This window comes from Mesorhizobium kowhaii, assembly GCF_003253745.1.
GTDB lineage: Bacteria > Pseudomonadota > Alphaproteobacteria > Rhizobiales > Rhizobiaceae > Mesorhizobium > Mesorhizobium kowhaii.
Map to the genome: position 1 here is coordinate 340715 of NZ_MZXV01000056.1, position 18287 is coordinate 359001.

An 18287-nucleotide genomic window follows, 5' to 3' on the forward strand; every position below is an offset into this window, starting at 1 on the left:
GACAATGCCAGTGAAGATTGATGGTTTTCTGAAGGTTCCTGATATCAAAGGCCCCAGCACCCGCGACGGCCACGATGACGAGATCGAAATCCATGGCGTCGACTACAAGATGGTCGCACCTTATGATCCGAATTCGATCTCACGCCGTGGCCGCGTGTCCATGGGCATGATCAAGTTCACCAAACACTACGACAAATCCTCGCCCTACCTGAAAAAGGCGTTGTTCGATAACAAGGCCCTTGATGAGGTGGTGTTTTCGGCACGCCGGACCATCGATGGCGAAAGCAAGGATTATCTGGTCGTTACCCTGACCGACGCCTTCGTTATGGAATACGACATGTCGCAGGCGCAGGATGAGGAAGACCTGATTCAGGAAGAGGTCAGCTTCGCCTACAAGAAGATCAAGTTCGTCTATGACGGCAACGATGAAGCCGAAATGGATGTCTATGTCGGCAAGTGAGGTTCGGCGACCCGGCGCGGGCAAGCAGCAGACTACCGGCAGCTTGCGGGCAAAAAGCGAGGCCGTCCAGCCGTCACTTTGGGATCGCCTCGTCAATGACCTGCCGGGCCTGACCTCGGAGATAGATGGGCTGCGCCAAGTCCTGCACGACGAGCTTGGCGCGGACCGTCTCGACACCCTCGTCGCCGGCAGTGCGCGGACCATCGACGCCGATGCGGAGCTGACACCCGATCAAAAACGGCGTCTGCATCGATTGGCCTTTCAGACCCAGCACCGCGTCGAGATCGAAAGCCGCGGCGTGGTCGTATCGGCCCGCGTGCTCAGGGAGGCGGTACGGCGTGACATCGAGGCGCTCTTCAACACCGAGCGCTTCGAGGCCACACCGCTTCTTTCCGATCTGGAAAACGAACAGGTGTCGGACAACCCGCCGTCGCTCGCCGATTTTCCGGAGGTGCGTCGAAGCGTGGTCAATTACGGCGTGCCTTCCTTCTCGGGCCGGTCGTCCCGCGACTTTGATCGCGACGTGCTGGCGCGTGAGATCCGCGCGGTGCTCGCCACCTTCGAGCCTCGCCTTAGGGAAAGCGCAACAAAGGTTACGGTCACTCTTGGCGACAAGACCGTTGGCCTGAAGATCGAGATAGACGCTGTGCTGATCATGACGCCGACGCCGGAACGCATGCGCCTGCGCACCACGATCAATCTCGATAACGGCTTGGCGCGGACCGAAATTAGGGACGCCTGAGATGGATCGGGTCTTCGTCGAATATTACGAGGAAGAACTGACCCATATCCGCGGCCTCGCGGCGGAATTTGCCGACATGCATCCAGCGGTGGCGCGCAACCTGTCGCTCGACACGGTCCCGTGTCCGGACCCGTATGTCGAGCGGCTGCTGGACGGCGTCGCCTTCCTCGCCGCGCGCACCCGGCTGAAGGTCGACGCCGAGCGCTCGCGATTTTCACGCAGCGTGCTCGATGTTCTCTATCCCGATCTGGTCACGCCGGCGCCGGCAACGGCGATGGCGGTGCTGAAACCCGGCCAACAGGTCCAGACCATGCTCGGCGGCCACGTCGTCAAGCGCAACACGCGGCTGGTTTCCAGCCTGCAGCCCGGCCTGTCGACGCGCTGCACTTTCTCCACCGCGCAAGAAATGACCCTATGGCCGATAGCGATCACTTCGGTCAGCTATTTTCAGGATCGCAGTGCGCTGGCGATGGCCGGCATAGGGCCGATCGGCGGCGTCGGCGGCGAGGCGGCGCTCCGCATCACGCTGGCCCGGACCGGAAAAGGCAAGCTCGACGAATTAGCGCTCGACCGGCTCGACCTCTATTTTGCCGGGCGCACCAAGGCGCCGCTTCTGTTCGACGCGATTTTCGGTGCTTGCTCGGCTGCAGGCGCACGACCGGAAGGCAAGGCCAACCCGCTGTCGCCCTTACCGGCACCCGAAATGGTGGGCATCAGCGACGACGAAGCCTTGATGCCGCGTACTCGCCCGACATTCGAAGGATACCGCCTGCTGCGCGAATACTTCATGATGCCCGAGCGCTTCCACTATGCGCGGGTTTCAGGGTTGCAGCCCGTCGTGCGCCGATGCGGGGCCGGGCTCGAGATCATCTTCTTGTTCAGACGCTCGGTGGCCGAACTGGCCGACCTGACGCCGGCGGACTTCGAACTTTTCGCGACGCCGATCATCAATCTGTTCGAACGTGAGTGCAACGTCATCGAGGTCGATACGCGCAAGACGCGGCAGGTTTTGCATGCAGACCGAACGCGGGCGCGCGACTTCGAGATCTATCGGGTCATCCGCGTCGAGGACGCCGACACCGAAGGCAACGACGCCGAAATTCCCGAACTCTTCAGCCTGGGTCAGAATCGCGGCAGTGGCTGGGTCTATTCAACCGAGCGGCGCCCACGCCGAGCGACGGAGGAGGAGCGGCGCGACGGCCTGACCCGCACGTCATACACCGGGGACGACGTTTTCCTGGCCATATCCCGGCCGCTCGCAAGCCCGGCGAACCGGCCGCTGAAACGTCTCGACGTCATGGCGCTTTGCACCAATCGTGATCTGCCGATCCTCGATGACAATCCGACCTTGACGCTGGAGGCCGGCGACCCGGTCGAAACTGTCAGGCTTCTTGGCGCGCTGCGTCCGCCGCAGCCGGCTATCCCCGCGGCACTGCCGACTGGGGCAGACGGTGAATCGCGGGCCGACGATCTCGCCTGGCGGCTGGTGGCGCAACTGGCGCTCAACTTTCTCAGCCTTGCCAAGGAAGGCCGCGGCGTCGACCCCCTGCATGCGCTGCTCGACCTCTATGCCGACCGCGGTGATCCGAGCCTTGCCCGCAATGTGCATTCGATCGTGCGTATCGACTCGCAGCCGGTCATCGAACGGCTGCAGATCGATGGGCCGATGTGCTTCGGACGCGGCACCGAAGTGACGTTGCACGTCGATCAATCGGTCCTGGCCGGCCAAAGCGCCTTGCTGCTTTCGGCCTTGCTGGCGCGGCTATTTGCCCGTCATGCCGGAATAAACGGCTTCGTGCGAACCCGCACGCGGCTGCTGCAGAAGCAGGAGGATGTGCCATGGCCGATGACGCCCGGCAATCGCTACCTGATCTAGACAAGCCCAGCCCGAACCGGGCCGAAGATCTGTCCGAGGCGTTCGACTTCTTCGAACTGCTGCGCCGTCTCGAACAGCGGAGCGGTCTGTTCGGCCATTCCGGCCGCCCCGACCGTGAGCCGGCACGGCTCGGCCAGCATGTGCGCCTCGCCTTTTGCGCGCGGGACCTGGTTCAATTCCGCGAAGCCAGTGACGAGGCGCCGGCCCGGGTCACGGTTGCAAATCTCGGCCTGTTGGGACCCGAGGGGCCTATGCCGCTGCATTTGACGCGCTGGGTGCTCGACCGCCTGTCGCAGCGCTGGTTCGCCGGCGCCGATGCACAGCTGACCAGCGACACGACATTCGTGGACTTCGTCAACATTCTGCAGCACCGCATGATCGCCCTCTACTACCGGGCCTGGGCGGATGCGCATCCCGCGGTACAGGTCGAGCGCGAGGTCGGTGGGCGCGTTCGCGCCATGCTCGAAGCCATGGCCGGGATCGGACTTCCCGGCACCCAGAACACCGATCTCGATACGGTGAAACTTCGCCAGGCGGCTTCGCTCGCCAGCCAGGTCGACGGTCCGGAACGGCTGACGCTGTTCCTGGCGGAAGCGTTCAAGGTGCCGGTCCAGATCAAGGAGTTCATCGCCGCCTGGATAACCGTGCCAACCAGCCTCCAGACCCGCCTTGCAAAGGCCTATGCAGGGCTCGGCCGGGGGGCGACGATCGGCCCGCGCGTTTTCAATCGCCAAAGCAGGATCGAACTGCGTGTCGGCCCGCTGGGGTATGAGGACTTCAAGGCGTTCCTGCCTGGCGGCCGGCGGCTCAAACTGTTCAAGCAGGCCGTTCGCGACATGGTCGGGGAATCGCTCGACGTCGACCTGCGCATCGTGCTTGCGCGTGAAGCAGTGCCGCCGCCCCGTATCGGAGCGGTACAGCTCGGCCGAACCGCCTGGCTTGCGCGACCCGCGGAAAGGGGCGATGCTGACGACATGCGGCTGCGGACAATCGTCGGATGGCGGCCGGAAATGGCGGGGGTCGCGGCATGAGTCTGCTGCTGACGCTGGAGCAAGGGCCACGCACCCAGGCGGTACGGCAGACCCGGCTGGACGAGGGTGAGCTGGTGATCGGCCGCAGCGCGGACGCGGGCTGGCAGATCGACGATCCCGACATGTTCGTTTCGCGCGCTCATTGCAAGATCTCTGGCGGGCGAGATGGATATTTCGTCACCGACACGTCGAGCAGTGGACTGTTCATAAACGATTCCGACAGCCCGCTCGGTGCCGGCAAGTCGACACGCCTTCAAAGCGGCATGCGGCTGAGGCTGGGCGACTACACCGTCCATGTCGACCTGACGCCAACCGCTCAAGCACCCGCAGCCGGCCAGCCGGTTCCGGAACGCCTGCCGCCGGCATCTCGAGCGCCGGTGAGCATCGGCCGCGATGACTTCTTTTCCGCCACGGTCGAAGAAGAGCCGCGACGGCCACGTCCGGCCGATCTGCCGAACCCGTTCGAGCAGCCCGTTGCGGGCGCGTTCGAACGTGCCACCTCCAGCCAGCGCAGCTCGCCTGCTTTCGATGACCCGTTCAGCCTCGATCCGGTTTCAACGCCTGTGTCGAAAAATGCCGCTCCTTATCCCGAGCCGGGCAGTGCGGCGAACCGGGCGGACCCATTCAGCCTCGACCCGGTGCCGTCCCCCAGTCGTGGAGCCGAGCCCGCTGCTGGGAAGCCGTCCGATTTCAATGATGATTTTGGTTTCGGACCAGCCGCGGCGCCCGCTTCGGCAAACGGCGCCGCCTCGACCGGACAGCGCGAGCGCATCGCCCAGCGACCACAATCCGCCAATCCCTGGGATTTGCCCGTGCAAGCGGCGGATACCCCTCCCCCACCACGTACGGGCGCTGCTCCCAAACCCGCCCGCCCGGCGGCAGCGGCGCAGCCCGGGGAGATGGCGCTTCGCTCCGCATTCCTGCACGGCATGGGCGTCGAGGAAGCCGATTTCCCCGGACGCGACAGCATCGCGGAAATGGAGAAGTTCGGTCGCGAATATCGGCTGATGATGGAAGGCCTGATGCAGCTTCTGCGCAAGCGGGCCGAGGAAAAGGGAAACGCTCGCGTCGCCCAGACCATGGTCGGGGCCTCCGAAGTCAATCCGCTCAAGTTTCTGCCGACGGTCGACGATGCCATCGTGACGCTTATCGCCGAGCGCAGCCCCGGATTTCTCGCCGGCGAAGCGGCGATCGCCGACGCGGTTCGCGATCTCGCGCAACATCACGTGCGCGCCTGGCGCGGCATCCAGGCCGCTTTGCGGCGGATGATCGACCGTTTTGATCCGGCCGCGATCGAGGAAGAGCTGAAGTCGAATTCGGCGATCGGCACCCTGCTTTCGGGCGGGCGCGGCGCCAAGCTGTGGGAGCTTTATCAGAAACGCCATCGTGAAATCGCCGAGAGCGCGGAAAAAAGCTTCCTTGGCGAAATCGGCGCTGATTTTCGAGATGCATATGAGGAGGAGTGAGACATGATCGATCGACGTGAATTTGTGGTTGCCCTGGGCGCGACGGGGCTGCTTGCGGCTTGCCAGAGTGGTCCGCCAAAACCATCGGTGATCACCGTCAACGTGACCGGCGGGACCGGCATGAACCCGGGGCCAGGTGGCGGCGACCGCCCGGTGACGGTTCTCGTGATGCGGCTGAAAAGCACCGGCAAATTCAATTCCGCCGACTACTTTGCGCTGCAGGGGGATGCCGGCACGGCGCTGGCAGGTGATCTTATCGGATCCGACCAGATCGCTGTCGGGCCGGGAAAATCCGCATCCAAAACCATCACCGTCGAGCCGGACGCGACGGCGCTGGGCTTCGTTGCACTGATCCGGGAGCCTGGCGGCAGGAACTGGCGGACAACCAAGTCGGTGTCGCCGGGATCAAAATTCACGATCAATGTCACGCTTGGCAGCGGCGGTATTTCCGCCTAGCGGCCAGGGCAAGGGGAGCTCAATGCAGAGAGTAGCGGCATGAGCGATGCAAACAGGGTGCTATGGTCCGAAGGTCTTTTCCTGCGGACCCAGCATTTCCAGCAGCAGGATCGCTTCTTCGAGGCGACGGTGCGCGGCGCGTTGCAGGCCGGGCAACTGCATACGTTCGGCTTTCAACAGCTGACGCTGGACCAGGCATTGCTGGACGCCGGCCAGATCTCGATCCTGTCCGCACGGGGCATCTTCCCGGACGGGACACCTTTTTCCATTCCAGACATGATGGACGCGCCGCGACCTCTGCCGGTGACCCCGGACACGAGCGCCGGACCGGTGCTGGTCGCCTTGCCGCTGGAGCCTGCCGGTGGTGTCGGCTTCGATCCGGCGCACGCCGCCGCCTCGGGAGCGCGATATCATGGGCGGATCGTTTCGGTGCGTGACGCCGTCCAGGGCGGTTCGGATCCTGAAGAAATCGAAATCGCCCGTCCGCAGGCGCTGCTGCTTGCGCCCGGCAAGTCGGTCGGTGGTTACACAGCCTTGCCGATAGCCGACCTCAAGGGCGTTCGAGCCGATGGCGGCGTTTCTTTGGACGACACCTTCCTGCCACCGACATTGATTACCGGCGCGGTGGCCTGGTATCGGCAATTGCTTCTGGAAGTTGTCACGGGCCTCGACCAGATCGCCGAGGCGCATGGCAAGATGGTCATGGGCGGGCCTGGGCGCAGCGTCGAAGATTTGCTGATGCTCAATCTCGCAAATGCGGCGCGTCCGCGGCTGGCCCACATGCTGGCGCAGGACGTCTTCCATCCGGCCGAGCTTTACCTGGAACTTGCCGGGCTCGCCGGTTCGATGGCTACCTACGGATCGAGCGCGCGGCGGCTGGGCGAGTTGCCCGCTTACGATCACATGGCGCCCGGCCCTGCCTATTCGGCGCTGGCGGATGCGCTGCGCTCGCTCATCCTCAGCCTGCGTTACATCGAGCCTAAATCGCGTGCGCTGCCCGTCATGCGGCATTCGACCAATGTCTGGAAAATCCGCATCGACAACCCGAAGCTGCTGGTGGCCAGCCGGATCGTCATCCGGGTCGGTTCGGAGCTGTCGGAGGACGCGCTGCGCAAGATATTCGTCAACCAGGCGACTGTCGGGTCGGCCGACCAGTTCGAGGGCCTGTGGAAATCGCGTTTGCCCGGCATTCCGCTGAAACCGCTTCATTCCCAGCCGCGCGAGATCCCTTACGATGGTGATCGCCTATGCCTCGAGCTGGACCAGAAAAGCGAGTACTGGGCGTCGCTGCTCGATGCTCCCGGCTTCGTCATCGGCGTTTCGGGCGTGTTGCCAAGCGAGCCGCAGGTGGACTGCTATTCGGTGAACAGGTGAGATCATGAGCCGCGATGATCCTTTCGGACTGTCGGAGGATCGCGAACGCACTCGCATTCGATTGACCGGCGCGCCGATGCCGCGGCCGATGGCGCCACTCCTGCCAGGCGCGGCGGTCAAGCGATCCCGCACCCACCCGAACGCGCTTGTCAACGCATTCGCGCCCTTGCTCGAGTTCGCTCCCGAGCTTGAAAGCGCGCTGGCGCCGGACAATCCGGAAGCATTGCGTACCCGGTTGCTCGAAGAACTGGTGCGGGCCCGCGACACGGCAATGACGGCGGGTTCGTCCATGGAACGGGCCGACCAGGCAGCCTGGGTCGTGGCCGCGCTGCTCGACGATCTGGCCCTGAACACGCCATGGGGCGGGGCCAGCGCCTGGCCGCGGCAGCCGCTCGTGGTCATGCTGCGCGGCGATGTCGATGCCGGCACGCAGTTCTTCACACGTCTCGACGAACTCGAGCGGCATCCGAACCGGGATCGCGAATTGCTGGAACTGCAGTATCACTGCCTGGCGCTTGGCTTCCGTGGCAAATATCGTGTGCCTGACCGGTCAGGCGACCGCTCGATCAATGCCGTTCGCGTGGCGGCGGCACGCTTCCTGCGCGATGTCGACGCCGAAGGCGCGCCATTGTCGCCAAACTGGAAGGGCGTGATCGCATCCGACGAGCCGCAGCGCTTCATCGTTCCGATCTGGGTCATGGCGCTCGGCGCGGCGGTTGTCGCCACGGCAATCCATGTCGGGCTCTCGACGGGACTGAGCAGCCAGGCGGTCGAGCTTTCCGCACTTGTTCGCGCGTTGCCGCCGCCTGCACGCGGCGACATCAGCCGTATTTCGCCCAAGGTCGATGCCCCGCCACCGGAGAAAGTGGATTTTGCGCTGTTGCCGGAATTTCAGGCCGGGGTGCCGGCCGACCTCAAATCTGCTCTCAGCGGCACCGAGAGCGTTTCGCTGGCCAAGCTGATCATCCAGGCCTCCAACCCCGAACTGTTCCAGTCGTCACGGCCACAACTGACCGAAGGTTTCGAGCCCCTGATCGGGTCGATCGCCAAGGTGATCCTTGCCAATCAGGAGCTGATCGGAAAAATCACGGTGATCGGTCATACAGACAGCGTTCCGCTGCAAAAGACCAATCCGCTGTCGACCAACCAGCGACTGTCCGAGGCTCGCGCCCAGACGATTGCCGACATGCTGGTCCAGAACGGAGTGCCGCAGGATCGCGTCCGTTCCGAAGGCCGCGCAGCCACCGATCCAGTAGCCAGCGACAGCACGCGCGAGGGGCGAGCCTTGAACCGCCGCGTCGAGGTGCTCGTCGAAAAGAGGCTGTGAGATGTTCATCCTGCGCTTCCTCTGGGCGGTTCTGACATCGCGCTGGCTGTGGACGCTGATCGGCATCACGCTGCTTTCGCTGGTCATCTGGGTGTTCGGTCCGATCGTCAGGGTCGGTCCCTACGAACCGTTCGCCTCTGAAAATGTGCGCATCGTCATCATCGCGCTGCTGGTCATCTTCTGGCTGATCTGGCTGATCGTCGCCCAGCGCCGGGCGATCCGCGCCAACCGCATGTTCGTCGCGGAGATTGCCGCGCCCGCGGTGGAAAAGCCGCTCAGCCCCGGCGAAGAGAACGTCGCCGCCGTGGGTGCCAAGTTCGCCGAGGTGATGGCCGAGCTGAAGCGCCGCAAGCTGGGCGGACGCAAGTTTCTGCGCGAGATGCCATGGTATGTGATCGTCGGGCCGCCGGCCACCGGCAAGACCACCGCCTTGCGGCAGTCCGGACTGAATTTTCCGATCGATCTCACCGACGACCTGCAAGGGGTCGGCGGCACGCGCAACTGCGACTGGTTCTTTTCCGAAAACGCGGTTCTGATCGACACCGCCGGCCGCTATGTCCAGCAGGAGAGCCAGCCCGATGCGGACGCGGCGGAATGGCTGGGCTTCCTCGACCTTTTGAAGAAGCACCGGGGCCGCCGCGCGCTCAACGGCGTGATCGTCGCGCTTTCGATCGACGTGCTTTCGGAGGGCGACGAAGCCATCAAGGCGCACGGCCGCAAGATCCGCCGCCGGCTGGCGGAGCTCAACGACCGGCTCGAAATCCGGCTTCCGGTCTATCTGATGCTGACCAAGGCCGATCTGATCAAGGGTTTCGAGGCTTTCTTCGGCGGCTTGTCCACCGCCTCGCGCGAGCAGGTCTGGGGAACGACCTTTGCGCTGGATGCGCGTGTGGATGCCAAGACCATCGAACGGGAAATTTCGACGCTGGCGACGGAACTCGAGCGGCGGCTGGTGCCGCGCCTGGAGGATGAGGACAAACTCGCCGCCCGTGCCGAGATCTTCAGGTTTCCCGCCCAACTCGCAAGCCTGTCCGAACCGATCCAGGTGCTGGTCGAGGCGATGTTCGGCGAAAGCCGGTATGAAGAGGTCGCCTGGCTGCGCGGGCTCTATCTGACATCGGCGACGCAGGAAGGGGCGCCCATCGACCGGCTGACCGCGGCGCTGTCTTCTTCCTTCGGCCTTCCGCCACGGCGAACCCTGCCCGCGCCGAGGGTCGAGAAACGCAGCTTCTTCCTGAAGAACCTGCTCACCGAAGTCATCTTCAAGGAAGCAGGCCTCGGTACGTTCGACCCGCTGGCGCAACGCCGCCGCGCCTGGATCTGGCGGGGTGCGGCGGCTGCATGTGCCGCAGCAGCTTTGTTGGCCAGTGCGGTGTTCACCTGGTCCTACTACGACAACCGCAATGCGATCTCGGCCCAGGCAGGCCAGTTCGAAGCGCTGCAAACGCCGCTGACCTCTGTCGCCGCAACCCCGGCATCAGTGGAGCAGCCTGCCATGGACGGCGCGCTCGATGCGATGGACGCAGTCGCAAATGCCCGGACAGCACCGCCGGGCGCCGCCCAGAACCTGCTGGGGCCATCGGCCTCGGCGGAACTGGTGCGGGCACAGACCGACACCTATGACCACGCCCTGCGCAACGTCCTCGAGCCACGCATGGTCGCACTGCTCGAGGCGACCATGTGGCGGCAGATCCGCGATCCGGATTTCATGCTCGGGGCACTGAAGACCTATCGCATGATGACGGGTCTGTCGCAGATGGATGCCGATTACGCCCAGAACTGGTGGGTCAACAGTCTGCCCGAATTCGCCGCCGCGGCACCATTTCCGACCGCCGATGCCGAAGAGCATCAGCTTGCCGCCATCCGCCGGATGACGGTCGACGAAAGCTATATCGCGCCCGACCAGGCCCTGGTTGCCGAAGCGCTGAAAACGGTGTGCACGATTTCGTTGCCGGCGCGTGCCTACAAGCAGTTGCTGGCCGATCCGGCAGTGGCCGGGCTGAAGGAGTGGATCCCGGCCAATTTCGCCGGCCCCAACGGGGGCAAGGTGTTTGCGCGGCGATCCGCCAAGACACTTCGCGTCGGCATTTCCGGAGCCTTCAGCTATTCCGGCTTCCACGACGTCATTCTCGACCGCATCGACGATGTCGCCGCCCAGGCAGCACTCGATCGTGCCGTTTTCGCCGGCGGCTGCTCGGAAAACTCCGAAACCTCGGTCTCGGCGCTGTCGGAGGATATTCTGAAGCTCTACTATGACGATTATATCGCGCAATGGGACAGCTTCCTGCGAGACATGAGGCTGGCACCACTGACCGATCTCAATGTCGCCAGTGAAAATCTGAAAGACCTATCGAGCGCCGATTCGGCGCTGAAGCGGCTGCTTACGGCTGTCGTTCAGGAGACCGAGTTGACGCGCTCCGACGAGGCGCCCGCCAACGACAAGTCGGCAGCCAAGGGCGCTTCGAAACTGCTCGGCAAGCTTGGCAAGCTCGGCAAGCTGGCGACAAGCGGTGCGAAACTGCTTCCCCGCGCCGGGTCGGCCAGCGAGGTAGACCTGACCGGCAATCTGGTGGCCGAACATTTCAAACCGCTCAAGAGCACCATCGCCGAAGTCGACGGCCAGCCGCCGGCACTGGATGCCGCGGTTGTCGCGCTGACCGCGCTTTCGAACGTGCTGCAGACGGTCACCGCGAACCCCAATCCGCAAGATGCCATCAAGAAGCAGGGCGGTCTTGCCGAACTGACGGGCGCGGTCGCCAGGCAGGCACAGATCCTGCCCGACCCTATCAACACCTGGCTGGGCGGGATTGCCGGCGACACCAGCAATCTGACCCAGAAAGCGGTCACCTCGGAGCTCAACGCCATCTGGCGGGCCGACATACTGCCTTTCTGCCAGGCGGCGCTGACCGACCGCTATCCGTTCAGCGCCGAGAGCGCGGTGGACGTCAATGTGCGTGATTTCGCCCGCCTGTTCGGACCGGCCGGGCTGATCGACGGTTTCATCAACGACCACCTGATCAACTATGTCGACACGACCAGCCAGCCATGGAAATGGCGCGCCGATTTCGGCCTCGATCCCGCGGCGCTGGCGGCGTTCGAGCAGGCCAGGCATATCCGCGACGATCTCTTTCCCGGCGGTACCGGACCGGTGATGAGCTTCACGCTCGAACCGAAGGACCTGTCTCCCAACGTCACGCGCGTCACGCTCAATCTCGATGGCCAGAGCCTCGTCTACTACAACAACGCGACGCGGCCGCAACCAATGACGTGGCCCGGCAAGGACGGCACCGGGGTCATTTCGCTCGCCTTCCAGCCGATCGACGGATCGCCGGAAATCCTGCTCAACGAGACCGGCAGCTGGGCATGGCTGAGGATGCTGCGCAGCGGCCGTTTCGCCGGCACTTCGCTGACCGATGTCTACAGCCTGCGCCTGGGGACGAAAGGCATGTATGCCGATTTCGAGCTCAAGGCCGCCAGCGTCGAAAACCCCTACAATTTGGAAATGTTCAAGAAGTTCACATGTCCGCCGCAGATATGAGCACTGGCTTCTTCGGCAAGATCCCGGCGACCGGAGATTTCGTCGCCGCTAACCTGCCGCGGACTTTCATCGACCGCTGGGACCGCTGGATGTCGATGGAACTGCGCGCGCGACCGGATGAGCACGAGGACCTCGACGATCGGGTCTGGCGCTTCGTCGTCCAGGACGCGATTTTTGGCGAACAACCCTGCGCCGGCGCCTGGCGCATGAGCCAGGACCGTGTCGGCCGCCGCTATCCGTTCGCTGTTGTGGGCGTCGGCGCGATGCCAGAGGCAACGGATCCCTGGTTCGAGGGCATGGCGAACATAGCCAGATTGACTGTGAAGGAACATTGGGACCAGCAGTATGTCGCGGCGCACCTGCGGGCGCTGGAACCGCCAAGAGAGTTCTCCACAATGAAGCGAATAGTCTTCTGGACGGATGACTGGGAGGTGCGTGAATTCGCCTTTGCTGACATTCATGACCTCGCGGACAACGCCCTGCCAGCGATGCGTGCGGCGCGTGCCGTGCCGCAGGAGTTCTGACCATGGGCCTCAGCGTCTATGCCGAGAAGATGGGCTTTTTCCATAAGGGCAGTAACGGCAAAGGCATTGCGCCCGGCGATGTCTGTCTCTCGCCGCCATCCCCGCCCGCGGGTCCGGTTCCGGTACCCTACGTCAATATGCTGTCATCATCCGACCTGACCAAGGGCACCAAGAGCGTCAAGATCGATGGCGAGCCGACAGCTATCGAGAATGCGTCGGAAATCTCGACCAGCACCGGCAACGAGCCGGCCACCCAAGGCCTCGGCGCGGGCGTCATAACCCATAAGATCAAGGGGAAGGGCGTCTTCAAGCTGTGGTCGTTCACGGTAAAGGCGGAAGGCAAGGGCGTCGACCGTCATGGCGATACGATGGACCAGAACACCGCCAGCGACCCGCCGCCCAATTGCGTCAACCCGGCCGCGTTCAACAAGTTTCTGGCGACGTTGACCCAAGGCCAAAAGACCACGAAGTGTGAGGTCCCTTATGACCGTGTCGCACACCGCCCAAAACGCACCGATGATCAAGCCGCCAAAGTGAACGGCAAGCCCTGTTGGCAATGCGGCAAGACCAGGCGGGGCCGCTACTCGAAACTGGTCCCAACTCCTCCCAAGGACGAGATGAAGCAGGAGATGGTCCATGATCATCAACCGCCGCTCTGTGTGGCGTGGGAGATGGGCGGGTGTAACATGAAGGAGTCGCCCCAAAAGTTTTTGGATCATTTTTCGACACCGGCGTCGGTGATGCCCCATTGCGGTAGGTGCTCAACGTCGCAAGGCTCTCCTGCCGCAAAATATGCTAAGAACTTTATGGACGACATACCAACAGCCGTTCCGGTGTAACTGGCGATGCGCAGTATCGAAGAAATCAGAGACAGCTACATCGGCGAACTGCTCGCCATCCAGCCCGAGTTGGAAGAGTGGTGGGAGGACATGGTCGCAGACGAGGGGCAGGCTGTCTGGAAGCGCTGGCCGACGGGGATCGCGGGGCACCCGCGAGTGTTGGCGATCTTCCGCAAGCACTATCTCGAGATAGTAGCCTGGAACAACGAACAGGTGCCCGAAGGCGATGAGCCGGACGAGAAATGGGGTATCGACAGCAGTGGCCAAAGCCAGAGTTTCGAGTGGCCTGTCGAAATACTCATCATCAACGTTCGGCATTTTGCCCCGGAGCTCCAACCTCTTGTTGACGGATTGTGCTTCGTGCCGATGGCCATGGATGAAGCCGGCGAGGTCGAATAGTGGCGCTGATCACACTCTATAGCTCCGAACTCGGCATCAGGCGTCTGCTCGCGCAGCCTCGTGATGTCGCCCCGCCGTCCGATATCCGCGTTGCTCGTAAGCACGACGATGCGAGCCCGATGCACAGAACTTTGTTCGTCGAGTATGTGGCGGAGCTGAAGGATGCCTATGACATTGCGACCGAGTGGTGGGCAGATATCATTTCCACCGAAGAAGGGCGCCAGGGCAGCCGCGAGAAAGCCCTCGAGAAAGCCTTCAATGACCGTGTAGCAGGTGCCGCAGCCAGTCCAAATGTGGTCTGGGTGATACGCCGCCACTGGCTGAAATGTGTCACGGCCAACTTCAGTGCGGGCGAGGAGGCTGGCGTCGCGGCCGAGACCTTCCTGCTGCAATGGCTGATCGACGCCGGCGAGGAGGAGTTGGTCAAGCTCGTCGCCTGCATGCCCTATTGGCCGATCGGCCAGGACGAAAAAGGCAATTGGTGCTGATCCATGATGTTTGCGGTCTGGATCGAGAATCGTACGCCGTTCGTTGCCGGCACCTTTGTCCAGGCAAATGCTGACGGTAACGAGGTTTTCCTGGCGGTTTTCTCGGCCAGCTTCGATATGTCGGAAGATGCCACACAGTTTCAGCCGGCCGCGGAGCAATTGCCTGTAAGCTTTGGCGACGTGCCGTTCGGCGATCCTGCCTGCTCGTCAACCCGTTATGAAGGAGAGATTGCGTGGACCAAGCCGGGGGTCGACGTGATCTTGAACGGCCAGGCACATGCGCCGAGCGAAGGGCGCGTGCATGAAATGCAGGTCGGGTTGAGGTTCGCCAATATCCGCAAGGTGCTCAACGTGACTGGCGATCGCCTCTATGATGCGGGCGGCTATAGTCAACCACATCCCTTCGCCAGGATGCCGATAATCTACGAGCGCGCTTATGGGGGTACCGATGATAACGGCAGGACCGACCCGCGCAATCCGCTTGGCGTCGGCTTCCATCATGCCCGCTCCGCGGACAAGACCGTGAAGACGCATGCACCCAACGTCACGTATGCGAGTGAGCCGTTCCGTAGCCCGTCCGATCAGTCAAGGCCGGCTGGGTTTGGGGTGATCGGCCGCGGCTGGCATCCAAGGCTGCAGTTTGCAGGTACTTACGATCAGGCTTGGATCGACAATCAGTGGCCTCTTCCGCCAAGGAATTTCGATCCGCGCCACAATCTCTGCGCGCCCGCCGACCAGCAATTGCAGCAGTTGAACGAGGGCGAGGAGGTCAGCGTCATCGGCATGACGCCGGATGGCCGCTGGAACTTCCGCATACCACGTGTCGTGGCTCCGATCCGCCTTCTTTACGATGACCGCGCGGAGGATCATCCGTTCCACATCGACACGGTCGTCATTGAGCCGGACTTGCGCCGCGTCACACTCAAATCGCGCTTGTCCATGGTCACCAGGCGCAACACGCCCGCGCTCAGGGAGATCATCTTCGGCCATGTGACGCCGGCCTTTCTCCTCGCGCGGCGCAAGCGCAAGGTCTATCTGAACCCGCGCGGCAACAACGGACTGATAGTCGAGAGGGCGACATGGCTGGCCTGAGGGCGCCGATCTATGTCACGGGCGGGGGCGCCGTGACGCCAGCCGGCCTCAATACACGCCAGACTCTGGCGGCAATCCGGGCCAGCCTTTCCGCGTTCGAGCAGCGTACCCTCGCCGATCCGCTCGGCGAAGAACAGACTGTCTCCCGCATCCCCTCGCATTATTCGCTGCGCCACACCGAGAATATCTGGTTCACCAGCATGGCCACGCGAGCGGTCGCCGAGGCGCTGGAGGCAGGCGGCGTTGCCGCCAGCACCAGCGCGCTACTCCTGGTAGCGCCGGAGGCTTTTCGCGAGCACGCCGCCTTCGCGGAGACCCCGGCTGCGGAGTTCCTGACCGGCCTGCAGGACACGCTGGGCGAAACCTTCCATCCCACCTCGCGCATTGTCGATGGAGGCGCGGCGGCGTGCATCGGGCTGCTGGATCGGGCGGCGAAACTGCTCGCCACGCCAGGAGTCGAACAAGTGCTGCTAGGCGGCGTCGACAGCCTGGTGAACGACAAGGACATCGCTCGTCTCAGGGCGGCCAACCGCCTGAAGGCCGAGGATAACGCGCAAGGCCTTGTGCCGGGCGAAGGCGCCGTCGTCGTCTGCCTGCGCCGCGCGCCAAGCCGCGACGTGCAAGCGCAATGCACTATTCACGGCGTCGGCGTTGCGTTGGAGGAAAACTCCGTGCTGGCTGAAAACTACAGCCAGGGCAGAGCATTGGTCGCTGCCTGCCGTGCAGCGATTGAGGGCAAAGGCCCGACTGAGTCTGACATCAAGTTCATTATTAGCAACGACAATGGCGAGCGTTATAGTGCCTGGGAGGGGCTGATCGGCCGCTCCCGCTTTTACCGGACGCGCCGCGAGACCCTTCCAATGGCCTATCCCGCGATGACGATCGGCGACATCGGCGCCGGTGCCGGTGCACTCACACTGCTCATTGCCGCCGACAGTTTCACCAAAGGCTATGCCCCCGGCCGTGTCGCCATGTGCGAAGCCACATCGGAAGCCGGCATGCGCGCCGCCGCGCTTGTGAGCGAGGTCGTCAGAGCCTGATTGCGTGTCCTGAGTACGCGGACGGGTCTTCACATCCACGCCGGAATTGGGCGTGAACGCCTCCAGTTGGTCAGCGCGATCTCCGCGTTGGCAAGCGCCCCCTTCATAGCGTCCAGTTTCAGCCGCCGCATCGACTGGAATTTGCCGAACCTCGCCGGCCCCCTCCCATTGTCCCACCAGGCCTGTGCCCGCGAAGGGCAAGGCAGCGGCGTCGCCTCTATAGTCTCGAACTTCGGCCCGAGCTTGGCCGGGTCCGTGACGAACACGTCGGTGTCATTGAAGTCAATCTCGATAAGGTCGCGCAGCGCGAGCCCCGCCGCATAGCCAAGTTCCGGCGACTGCATCCTCTCGATCAGCCAGGGCATGATCGCCATGTCGCCCAGCAGTCCGCTCGCCGCGACCGCCGCCTCCCGCGTTGCGGCGGTGGATACGAATTGCTGCCACCACGACCGCGCCGCAATCGACGGCGTGGTGAGCAACCTGATTTCGATGACGGCTCCCGCAAGCTCCGGATTGCTGGCCATCATCTTGTCGAACATGGGATGCGCCAGCCGCGCCTCGCCCAGCAGGCAGGCCGCCACCGCCGCCTCCAGGCGCTCCTCCACGCTGCGTGCCTCCAGGCATACCCAAACCTCGGCGATCACATCCCTGCGCCGCCGCGCTCCTGCGAGTTTGAGCGCTCTGCGGCGCACCTCAGCGTCGCGGTCGGTCAGCAATCCCGTGAGTCGAGGCCCTGGATTGACCCCATGGTGGTGAAGCGCGCCGACCCCCAACGCACGCTCCATTGCGACTGTCGAATCCAGCCAGCGCGCCACGAATGGCTCCAACTTGCCCGGCGAACTGCGCGCAACCGCGCCAGACAGCGCCGACAGCCCGGACTTCCCGAGCCGGCCCGCGCTCTCCAACACAAACTTGATCTCTGGCGTGGATTGCCATTCAAACGCCAGCGCCCCGAGCAGAAACAGTTCGGGCGGCTCCTGGTAGTCGGCGAAGCGCGCCGACGCCAGGTCCCAAGCCGCCTGGCCGGCCGCGAAGAGCCCATCGAGATTAGCATCGAGCCGCTGGTCGATGCGGCCGATGTCGAAGGCGCCCATCACGGGGCCGTCGATCTCCCGCGAACGACGGTGCCACAGGAACGCGGCATCCTCGACATGTTGCTCGATAATCGCCGGGATCGTTGCAATCCGCTGCATGGACTTCTCAGTTGAGGTGAACAGCCGCGCCCCGCACGCGGTTGACGCCGCTTGCCTGGCTGCTCAATTGACTGCCGCGGATCGAGATGCGGCCGTTCTTCTCCAGAATGATGGAGGCTAGGCCGCAACGTAGCTCGATGCGTTCCCTGGCGTTCAGCGTCACCGTTTCGCCGTCGCGGACCACCTGCACTTGTTCGCGCGTGTGAGCTGGGTCTACAATGCGTCCGACGACGAGCGGGCGGCCGGGATCGCCGCCTTCGAAAAGCAGCGCCACCTCCGCGCCTACTGCCGAGGAGTCGAGTCTCGCCAGGCTGCGCGCCCTGAGTGCCGTGTCGCCGGGATTGCCTACGAACACCACTAGCGGCGCACCTTCCTCGAAGCCGATCAACAGCCCGATGACGACCCCGTCGATACCTTCAACCGATTCGTCGCGTCCGGTCAT

Annotated in this window: 17 protein-coding genes; 15 read left to right on the plus strand and 2 right to left on the minus strand. The window is 63.6% G+C overall.

The genetic code is table 11. The features are described from left to right. Positions 1–4: 4 nt before the first annotated feature. Genes B5V02_RS27105 through B5V02_RS27175 form a run of 15 tightly spaced genes read left to right on the plus strand, consistent with a single transcriptional unit; the run spans position 5 to position 16652 of the window. Positions 5–460 carry an Hcp family type VI secretion system effector gene (locus B5V02_RS27105; RefSeq protein ID WP_111547098.1) on the plus strand — a complete coding sequence of 152 codons (456 nt, stop codon included), beginning with the start codon at positions 5–7 and terminating at the stop codon, positions 458–460. After that, positions 447–1202 (plus strand): type VI secretion system baseplate subunit TssE, encoded by a 756-nt coding sequence (gene tssE / locus B5V02_RS27110; protein WP_111547099.1) that lies wholly within the window; start codon positions 447–449, stop codon positions 1200–1202. Before B5V02_RS27105 ends, tssE begins: the two co-directional genes overlap by 14 nt. Position 1203: 1 nt before the next feature. Continuing rightward, entirely contained in the window at positions 1204–3078 is a 1875-nt protein-coding gene (gene tssF, locus B5V02_RS27115; RefSeq protein ID WP_111547100.1) for a type VI secretion system baseplate subunit TssF, read from the plus strand. Continuing rightward, on the plus strand, positions 3042–4109 hold the full coding sequence (tssG, locus tag B5V02_RS27120; protein WP_111547101.1) for a type VI secretion system baseplate subunit TssG: 1068 nt from the start codon (positions 3042–3044) through the stop codon (positions 4107–4109). Before tssF ends, tssG begins: the two co-directional genes overlap by 37 nt. Beyond that, the gene (gene tagH / locus B5V02_RS27125; protein WP_111547226.1) at positions 4106–5575 is read left to right on the plus strand and encodes a type VI secretion system-associated FHA domain protein TagH; all 1470 of its coding nucleotides are present in this window, start codon (positions 4106–4108) and stop codon (positions 5573–5575) included. The genes tssG and tagH overlap by 4 nt, the downstream gene beginning before the upstream one ends. Positions 5576–5578: 3 nt before the next feature. Beyond that, entirely contained in the window at positions 5579–6031 is a 453-nt protein-coding gene (tssJ, locus tag B5V02_RS27130) for a type VI secretion system lipoprotein TssJ (RefSeq protein WP_111547102.1), read from the plus strand. 39 nt (positions 6032–6070) lie between these two features. Further along, positions 6071–7405, plus strand: coding sequence for a type VI secretion system baseplate subunit TssK (gene tssK, locus B5V02_RS27135; RefSeq protein ID WP_111547103.1), 1335 nt, complete (start codon positions 6071–6073; stop codon positions 7403–7405). A 4-nt stretch (positions 7406–7409) separates the two neighbouring features. Next, a complete protein-coding gene (icmH, locus tag B5V02_RS27140) occupies positions 7410–8732 on the plus strand; it encodes a type IVB secretion system protein IcmH/DotU (protein WP_111547104.1) in 1323 nt (440 codons plus the stop codon). Position 8733: 1 nt separating this feature from the next. Continuing rightward, the gene (gene tssM, locus B5V02_RS27145; protein WP_111547105.1) at positions 8734–12270 is read left to right on the plus strand and encodes a type VI secretion system membrane subunit TssM; all 3537 of its coding nucleotides are present in this window, start codon (positions 8734–8736) and stop codon (positions 12268–12270) included. Further along, on the plus strand, positions 12252–12794 hold the full coding sequence (tagF, locus tag B5V02_RS27150; RefSeq protein WP_111547106.1) for a type VI secretion system-associated protein TagF: 543 nt from the start codon (positions 12252–12254) through the stop codon (positions 12792–12794). The genes tssM and tagF overlap by 19 nt, the downstream gene beginning before the upstream one ends. Positions 12795–12796: 2 nt before the next feature. Continuing rightward, positions 12797–13633: a PAAR-like domain-containing protein gene (locus tag B5V02_RS27155; RefSeq protein WP_111547107.1), complete on the plus strand. Its 837-nt coding sequence runs from the start codon at positions 12797–12799 to the stop codon at positions 13631–13633. 6 nt (positions 13634–13639) lie between these two features. Next, positions 13640–14032: a hypothetical protein gene (locus tag B5V02_RS27160; RefSeq protein ID WP_111547108.1), complete on the plus strand. Its 393-nt coding sequence runs from the start codon at positions 13640–13642 to the stop codon at positions 14030–14032. After that, positions 14032–14520 (plus strand): hypothetical protein, encoded by a 489-nt coding sequence (locus B5V02_RS27165; protein WP_111547109.1) that lies wholly within the window; start codon positions 14032–14034, stop codon positions 14518–14520. The genes B5V02_RS27160 and B5V02_RS27165 overlap by 1 nt, the downstream gene beginning before the upstream one ends. Positions 14521–14523: 3 nt before the next feature. Further along, on the plus strand, positions 14524–15612 hold the full coding sequence (locus tag B5V02_RS27170) for a DUF2169 family type VI secretion system accessory protein (protein WP_111547110.1): 1089 nt from the start codon (positions 14524–14526) through the stop codon (positions 15610–15612). Next, complete coding sequence (locus tag B5V02_RS27175; RefSeq protein WP_111547111.1) at positions 15600–16652, plus strand: hypothetical protein; 1053 nt, start codon at positions 15600–15602, stop codon at positions 16650–16652. The genes B5V02_RS27170 and B5V02_RS27175 overlap by 13 nt, the downstream gene beginning before the upstream one ends. A 29-nt stretch (positions 16653–16681) precedes the next feature. Here B5V02_RS27175 and B5V02_RS27180 read toward each other — a convergent pair whose 3' ends face one another. After that, a complete protein-coding gene (locus B5V02_RS27180; protein ID WP_111547112.1) occupies positions 16682–17845 on the minus strand; it encodes a hypothetical protein in 1164 nt (387 codons plus the stop codon). A gap of 7 nt (positions 17846–17852) precedes the next feature. After that, positions 17853–18287, minus strand: coding sequence for a DUF6484 domain-containing protein (locus B5V02_RS27185; protein WP_111547113.1), 435 nt, complete (start codon positions 18285–18287; stop codon positions 17853–17855).